This is a genomic window from Achromobacter sp. ACRQX (assembly GCF_022346505.1).
GTDB classification, from domain to species: Bacteria; Pseudomonadota; Gammaproteobacteria; order Burkholderiales; family Burkholderiaceae_B; genus Achromobacter; species Achromobacter animicus.
Genome location: NZ_JAKRML010000036.1, coordinates 66324 through 72993, shown reverse-complemented (window position 1 = coordinate 72993; position 6670 = coordinate 66324). Strand labels below are relative to the sequence as shown.

At 61.6% G+C, this 6670-nt stretch carries 4 protein-coding genes and 1 tRNA gene; all 5 read left to right on the top strand.

Annotated elements, in window-relative coordinates:
- A partial coding sequence (locus tag MHZ91_RS24770) for a uracil-xanthine permease family protein (RefSeq protein WP_239216193.1) occupies positions 1 to 1375 on the top strand: 1375 nt, incomplete at its 5' end.
- Positions 1376 to 1530: 155 nt separating this feature from the next.
- Positions 1531 to 1615: transfer RNA gene (locus MHZ91_RS24765), tRNA-Leu, on the top strand.
- A 466-nt stretch (positions 1616 to 2081) separates the two neighbouring features.
- Complete coding sequence (locus tag MHZ91_RS24760; RefSeq protein ID WP_239216191.1) at positions 2082 to 3029, top strand: Abi family protein; 948 nt, start codon at positions 2082 to 2084, stop codon at positions 3027 to 3029.
- A 206-nt stretch (positions 3030 to 3235) separates the two neighbouring features.
- Positions 3236 to 5392 carry a LamG-like jellyroll fold domain-containing protein gene (locus tag MHZ91_RS24755; protein WP_239216189.1) on the top strand — a complete coding sequence of 719 codons (2157 nt, stop codon included), beginning with the start codon at positions 3236 to 3238 and terminating at the stop codon, positions 5390 to 5392.
- A 434-nt stretch (positions 5393 to 5826) separates the two neighbouring features.
- The gene (locus MHZ91_RS24750; RefSeq protein WP_239216187.1) at positions 5827 to 6582 is read left to right on the top strand and encodes a hypothetical protein; all 756 of its coding nucleotides are present in this window, start codon (positions 5827 to 5829) and stop codon (positions 6580 to 6582) included.
- Positions 6583 to 6670: the final 88 nt, after the last annotated feature.

Here is a 6670-nt window from a genome sequence, read left to right as displayed (position 1 = left end):
GACCCAACCCGCCCCCCACGGCACGTCCGATGACGCCGACACCAGCCACGACCTGGTCTACGGCCCCGACGACCGCCCCGCGCCTCCCGTCGCCTTCGTCGCCGCCCTGCAGCACCTGCTGGCCATCCTGGTCCCCATCGTCACCCCCGGCCTGCTCATCTGCCAGGCCCTGGGGGTCAGCAGCCGCGACACCACCCTCATCGTCTCTATGTCGCTGGTGATCTCCGGCATCGCCACCTACGTGCAGTGCAAGCGCTTCGGGCCGCTCGGCGCGGGTCTGCTCATCGTGCAGGGCACGAGCTTCAACTTCGTCGGCCCGCTGATCGCCGGCGGCTCGGTCATGGTCAAGCAAGGCACGCCGGTCGAAGCCGTCATGGCCGCCATCTTCGGCGTCGTCATCGCCGGGTCCTTTGTCGAGATGGGCATCAGCCGCATCCTGCCCTTCGTCAAACGCCTCATCACCCCGCTCGTCACCGGCATCGTCGTGCTGCTGATCGGCCTGACGCTCATCAAGGTCGGCCTCATCAGCATGGGCGGCGGCTTCGGCGCCATGGCCAACGGCACCTTCGCCAGCGCCGAGAACCTGACCCTGTCCGGCCTCGTCCTGGCCACCATCATCCTGCTCAACCGCGTGCCGGTGGTGTGGATTCGCAGCACTGCGCTAGTGCTGGCACTGGCCGTCGGCTACATCGCCGCCGCCTATATGGGCCGTCTGGATTTCACCGGCGCCCGCGAAGCCGCCGTCTTCCAGGTTCCGGTGCCGCTGCACTTTGGCCTGGGGTTCTCTTGGGCCTTGTTCGTACCGATGCTGATCATTTATCTAGTCACGTCCCTGGAAGCGATTGGCGACGTCACTGCCACCAGCAAGGTTTCCAAGCAGCCGGTTGAAGGTCCGCTCTGGATGCAGCGCATCAAGGGCGGCGTGCTGGTCAACGGCGCGAACTCGCTGCTGGCAGGCGTGTTCAATACGTTTCCCAGCTCGGTATTTGCGCAGAACAATGGCGTCATCCAGCTGACCGGCATCGCCAGCCGCCACGTCGGCGTGTGGATTGCGGGCATGCTGATTCTGCTGGGTCTGTTCCCGGTTGTCGCGGGCGTCCTGCAAGCCGTGCCCGAACCCGTCCTGGGCGGCGCAGCCATGGTAATGTTCGGCGCGGTGGCCGCGTCTGGGATCAACATCCTGGCGGGCATTCAGCTGGACCGCCGGGCGTTGCTCATCATCGCCGTGTCTTTGGCGCTGGGCTTGGGTGTGTCGCAAGTGCCGGAAATCCTGTCGCACCTGCCGCACTCGGTGAAGAGCGTGCTGGAATCGGGCGTCGCCACCGGCGGGATTTGCGCACTGGTGATGAACTGGTTCTTGCCTGAGAAGAAGTGAGGATTGTGGGGGTGCGGTCGGGGTTTAGCAGCCCTGGCCTTCCCCTTGGACGGCAGGCTCGCCTAGCCATCGCCTGACAAGATGAAAAAGACCGCATATAATCGCGGTCTTCGCATCTCCCGCAGCCGTCACCTGGACGCGCTCGCGACCCCCTAGCCCGGGTGGTGAAATTGGTAGACGCAGGGGACTCAAAATCCCCCGCCGCAAGGCGTGCCGGTTCGATTCCGGCCCCGGGCACCAGAATTCCATGCGTGGTGACGCGTTAAAAGCGCTAATCTCTGCGCCCCCCTCAAAATCGCGATTTCCCCCTGCAGGGCCTTCTTGCTGAAAACTCAGTCCGCTTTCGGTCTGTGCCTGCATAACAGAGTCTCCCCCGCGTATATCGCCGAGTCGATGTGGCGCGTCCGATGACGGTGCCGAGATTCCGACTTGAACTCTGTGCGAGGCAGAGAAGAGGCGGCGCCCCAATTTTTCGTCGGACTCGTCTTGTTTTGGCAACCTACCCTACGGAGGGCCGGGCGAACGCTTGACCCCTCCCGACGATAGAGACAACAATCACTGCAATCGCGCCCAAACCTCTGTAGTCGGCTTGTCCGGCTGCATGTTTGGGCCTTCTCATTTCTGAGACATTGCCTTGGTTCAGACGGCGCCGCCAAAACCGCATAAGACATACGTCGAACTCGCGAGCGTGCTCGCCGAGCGCGGCATGGACATCGGTGACGCAGGCCGCACTCAGCGCAAGCTCTCCCAGGTCGGCTATTACCGGCTGAGCGGATACTGGTATCCCTGCCGGATTCCGTGCATGAACGAACACGGGCGACAAATGACCGGGGACGCAGGCAGACCGTTACGCGCAGATCATTTTGTGCCAGGCACGGCTTTCCGTGATGTCTTCGACCTATACCTTTTTGATAAGCGTCTTAGACTTCTCGCGCTCGACGCAATCGAGCGGATCGAAGTACATCTTCGGTCAGTGGTCGCCCACGAGGTCGGTTTCCACGATCCAATGGCGTACGAACAGGATCGCTTCATCATGCCCCGTGCCTGTGCCGATTATGTTCACAAGGGTAAGGTGCGCAACCAATGGCGAGAATGGTCTCAACGCCAGCGCGCGCAACTCAACCAATCCCGGGAAGACTGCATCGTATGGCATCGCGACAATAGGAGAGCGATTCCGTTCTGGGTCGCGGTCGAAGCCTGGGACTTTGGTCTCCTATCCAAGTACTTCGAGATGCTTCGCGGGAAGCACCGACAGCGAATTTCCAATCGACTGGGGGTTGCGAACAGTCTGGTTCTGAAGGACTGGTTGCAGCAGATCAACACATTGCGAAATCGATGTGCGCATCACGCTCGAGTTTGGAACCAGTCATCCAGCAACGCTCTCGCGCACCTACCCCACCCCTATTTCAATGCGCTAACACTGACCGACCACGCGCGTGGACGTCTTTTCGGCCTTATCGCTGTGATCTGGTTTTTGATCAAGCAGATCGGTCCCAGCTCCCAGTGGCTCGACCAAGTTGCAGCGCTGATTGATGCGTGGCCACAACTTCCTGGTTGCGACCGTTATGCGATGGGTTTCGACCACGGCATGTCCACGCTACCGCGCGAGGCGTTTGCACAGGCAGGTTCGCTGCTTGCGCAGCAGACTACTTAGCGACGTCAAGCGCGGCTACTCGAAACGACCTCCGCCAGCGTAGTCCAGATCAACATGATCCATTTTCAGCCGCGCGTAAGACTCTGAACAGTGGCGTCGACCACAATCCCCCCCCCCTAAACCTGACAAAAAAATCAGCCACCATCATTCATCATCCCGTCATCCGCCCTACCTAAGCTTCCCGCTTTTTCTGAAGGGCAGCACAGATGGCGAACGACAAGCACGACGGCAAACTTGAGGTTGCCAACAAACTCGCGGCACTGCCGACCGACGCCGATCCGCGCCGTCGCAGTCTGCTCAAGGCTGGTTTCGGCGCCACGTTCCTGCCGGTTGGCGGATCGCTGCTGCTGTCTGCCTGCTCCAGCGACGACGATGACGATGCCACCACGTCGCCCGAAACCCCCGGTACGCAACCACAACCGCAGCCCCAACCCGAGCCGCAACCCCAACCCGTCAACATCTCCAGCTTCGCAGTAGCAGTACTGCCGGACACGCAGTTCTATTCGCGCTACGCAACCGACGCCGAAAACCAGCAGTTCATGCGCAAGTACGGCAGCGAGCCGTTCAAGGCGCAGACGCAGTGGGTGGCCGATCATTCGAAGTCGCTGGGGATTCCGTTTCTGATCCACTTAGGCGACGTCGTCGATCAACAAGTCAAACCGGATCAATGGAAAGTGGCAGATGCCGCCATGGCGATTCTGGAAGAAGCCAAGGTCCCGTACTCGATTCTGGCCGGCAACCACGACGTGATCCTGGACCGCGACTACGTCGACGCCAGCAGCCAGGCCAGCGCCACGGACGCGCAGCGCAATCTGGCTAACGAGCCCTATTTGAAAACCTTCAGCGCCGATCGCGCCAAGAACCAGGCCACGTTTGGCGGCCGCGATCCTAGCGGGTTCCACGAATATCACGTGTTCGAAGCCGAGGGCCAGAAGTTCATGGTGCTGTCGCTGTCGTGGCGCATCTCCGATGACGCGTTGACCTGGGCCAACCAGGTCATTCGCGCGAACCCGACACTGCCGGTGATCCTGGTCAATCACCAGTTGCTGAACATCGACAAGGACGGCGTCACGCCGCTGGAAGTGCCCTACGGGCTGATGCTTTGGGACAAGCTGATCCGCGACAACGATCAGATCTTCATGACGCTGAACGGCCACTATCACGGCGCCGCGCATCTGACCAAGACCAATGCGTTCGGCAATTCGGTCGAGGAAATGGTGGTGGATTATCAGATGGCCTATCAGGGCGGCAACGGCCTGATGCGTCTGTATGAGTTCGACCTCAGCAACAACGAGATCCGGGTCCTGTCGTTCTCGCCGTGGGTGCCGCAGAAGCCGAAGAACACGCTCAACACGTTTGACCAGGCCATTCTGACCGGCGCGAACGAGCAGTTCACCATCAAGATGGATTTTGCGAAGCGCTTTGGCGGCTTCAATAAGGAATTCAAGGCGGCTACGCCGTCGCACACTGCGCTGATCGACCAGGCGCGCGCATTGATTTTGGCGAACTACACGGATCCCGTCGCCGCCGAGCAGAAGCCCGCCGCCGATCCGGATGATTATCCGCAGGTGCAAGGCACGCTGGCGCACTGGCGCTTCTTTGGCGGCACCAACGGACAGCCGGTTCCGGTGGGCGAAGTGATCGCGGACCGCGCAGGTCTGAATCCGATGCGGCGCGCGCCGCTGAATATCGACGGCGTGGCCGGTGCGCAGGTGGGCGATGTGGTCTGGTCCGACGATCACCATTACCTGTCGGCCGCGCCCGGCTCCGTGCGCTTCCTGAACACCGACAAGAACACGGCTCGCATGAGCTACTTCACGACGGACGCCGCGGCCATCATCAACGGTGAAACCGCGACCGACGGCTACACGGTGGAAGCCTTCATCAAGATCGACCGCGACTGGGTCGCGTCCAAGCACGCGTGGATGAACATCATGACGCGCGACGGCAAGCGCGGCGATCTGGCGGGCTTTTCGGGCGGAGATCCCGAATCCCCGCCGCTGCTGTTTGCCGTGTCGAGCCTGCGCGAGATCCAGTGGGAAGTGGTGCCGGACGACACGGGATCGCGTAGTCCCAAGGCAAACTGGTCTGGCGAGATCATCCCCGACAAGTGGATGCACGTTGCCGTGGTGAACGATGACACCACGCACGAAACCATTCTGTACGTGGAAGGCGCGCCGGTTCTGCGCAACGCCTCAGGCGCTCGCGGCCTGGCGACGTTGGCGGCCAACATGCCGTGGATCGTCGGCGCCGGTTCGTGGGATGGCGCGCGGGCTGATGGGTTCTTTGGCAGCGTCGGCGAGATCCGTATCGTCGGTCAGGCGCTACAGCCGATCGACTGGCTGACCGCGCGTCGGCGCTGATAGGCGCACGCGCCGCGGCCGGCCTTTGCCGCGGCGCGTGAGTGAGCGAGTGAGCGAGTGAGCGAGTGAGCGAGTGAGCGCGTTAGATATCGACGTCGGCTCGTTTACGCTCATCATCATTCTCGCCTCGATCATTTTGTTCGCGCAGAGAAAAGCGAGTAATCCGGGCGCAAGACAGGCGTGCCGATTCGATTTTGGGCGCCGGGCACCAGGCACTTGTCTGGACTGATATCCAGGTAGTACCTCAAACCCGCACCAGCTCGCGCTCTGCGGGTTTTTGCCGTCTGGGATAATCCCGGACCTCAACCGTCAGGTCCGTCAGGAGCGCGACATGGCGCTTCGGTGGAACGGTCGAAACAATGATCATGTCCATCAACTCCCCGCTCGTGACCATCGCGTGCGGGATTTAACAGCATTTGAACAACTAAAAACCTATGCCTCTGATGACCTGGATTCACCGCTTTTGGCCCGCGCGCTGCAGCTGGCTTGCCGCATTGGCCCTCTGCGTCTACCTGCCCGCAAATGCCACGCAGGCAACGCCATCGGACGCCATCCAGCCGCCGGCCCTCGTGTGGGGCGCCGTCCCGAGCGCGGATCTCTACCTGCTGGTAGCCAGCCCGCGTCTCAGCAAGCCGGAGCTGCAACAATTGGTCGCCGACAAGATCGGCCGTGGGATTGGCGATAACCAAACCATCACCCAGATCTGGAGCAATACGCCGGAACCCATCCAGCTGTGGCTGTCGATCGATCCCGCCCGGCTTAAGGAAGCCAAGCTGTCCACGGATCAGGCATTGGAGGCGCTGGCCGCCAAACTGGATATTTCCGCCCAGCCCAGCCAGGGAATCCGCCCGCCCCCTGCGTGGATCTACTCCGGCGCGACACGTGAGAAGTTGGAAGCCTGGAGCGATGCGCCCCCACGGTTGGCGGACGGCACCATCATCAACCCATCGGAATGGACGACAGTGGCATACCGGCAAGCGCCGGAATCCTGGGAAAGCTGGAACAAGGTTGGGGTAAGCCTTGCGGTGTCAGCAGAGTCGCGCCTCGATTCGTTGGACAGCATCGTCAGCGAACGCCTGAAAGCGCTGGCGTCTCACCTGCCTGATGACGTGTCGGTAATGATCCTGCCGGCGGGCCCCCGCTTGAACGAAGCCGACGGCATATTCGTCACGGTCGCTCGCGACGAGTAGCCCCTCACCCGATGCTCCTGCGTCCCTGCTCATCCGAAGACCAAGGGATCCAGCAAGCCGCCGGAAGTTTTGCCGCTAGAATCCGTCG

Coding starts and splice junctions, on each gene's coding strand:
- MHZ91_RS24755 (WP_239216189.1), top strand. CDS start 3,236: ATGGCGAACGACAAGCACGACGGCAAACTTGAGGTTGCCAACAAACTC.
- MHZ91_RS24750 (WP_239216187.1), top strand. CDS start 5,827: ATGCCTCTGATGACCTGGATTCACCGCTTTTGGCCCGCGCGCTGCAGC.
- MHZ91_RS24760 (WP_239216191.1), top strand. CDS start 2,082: ATGGACATCGGTGACGCAGGCCGCACTCAGCGCAAGCTCTCCCAGGTC.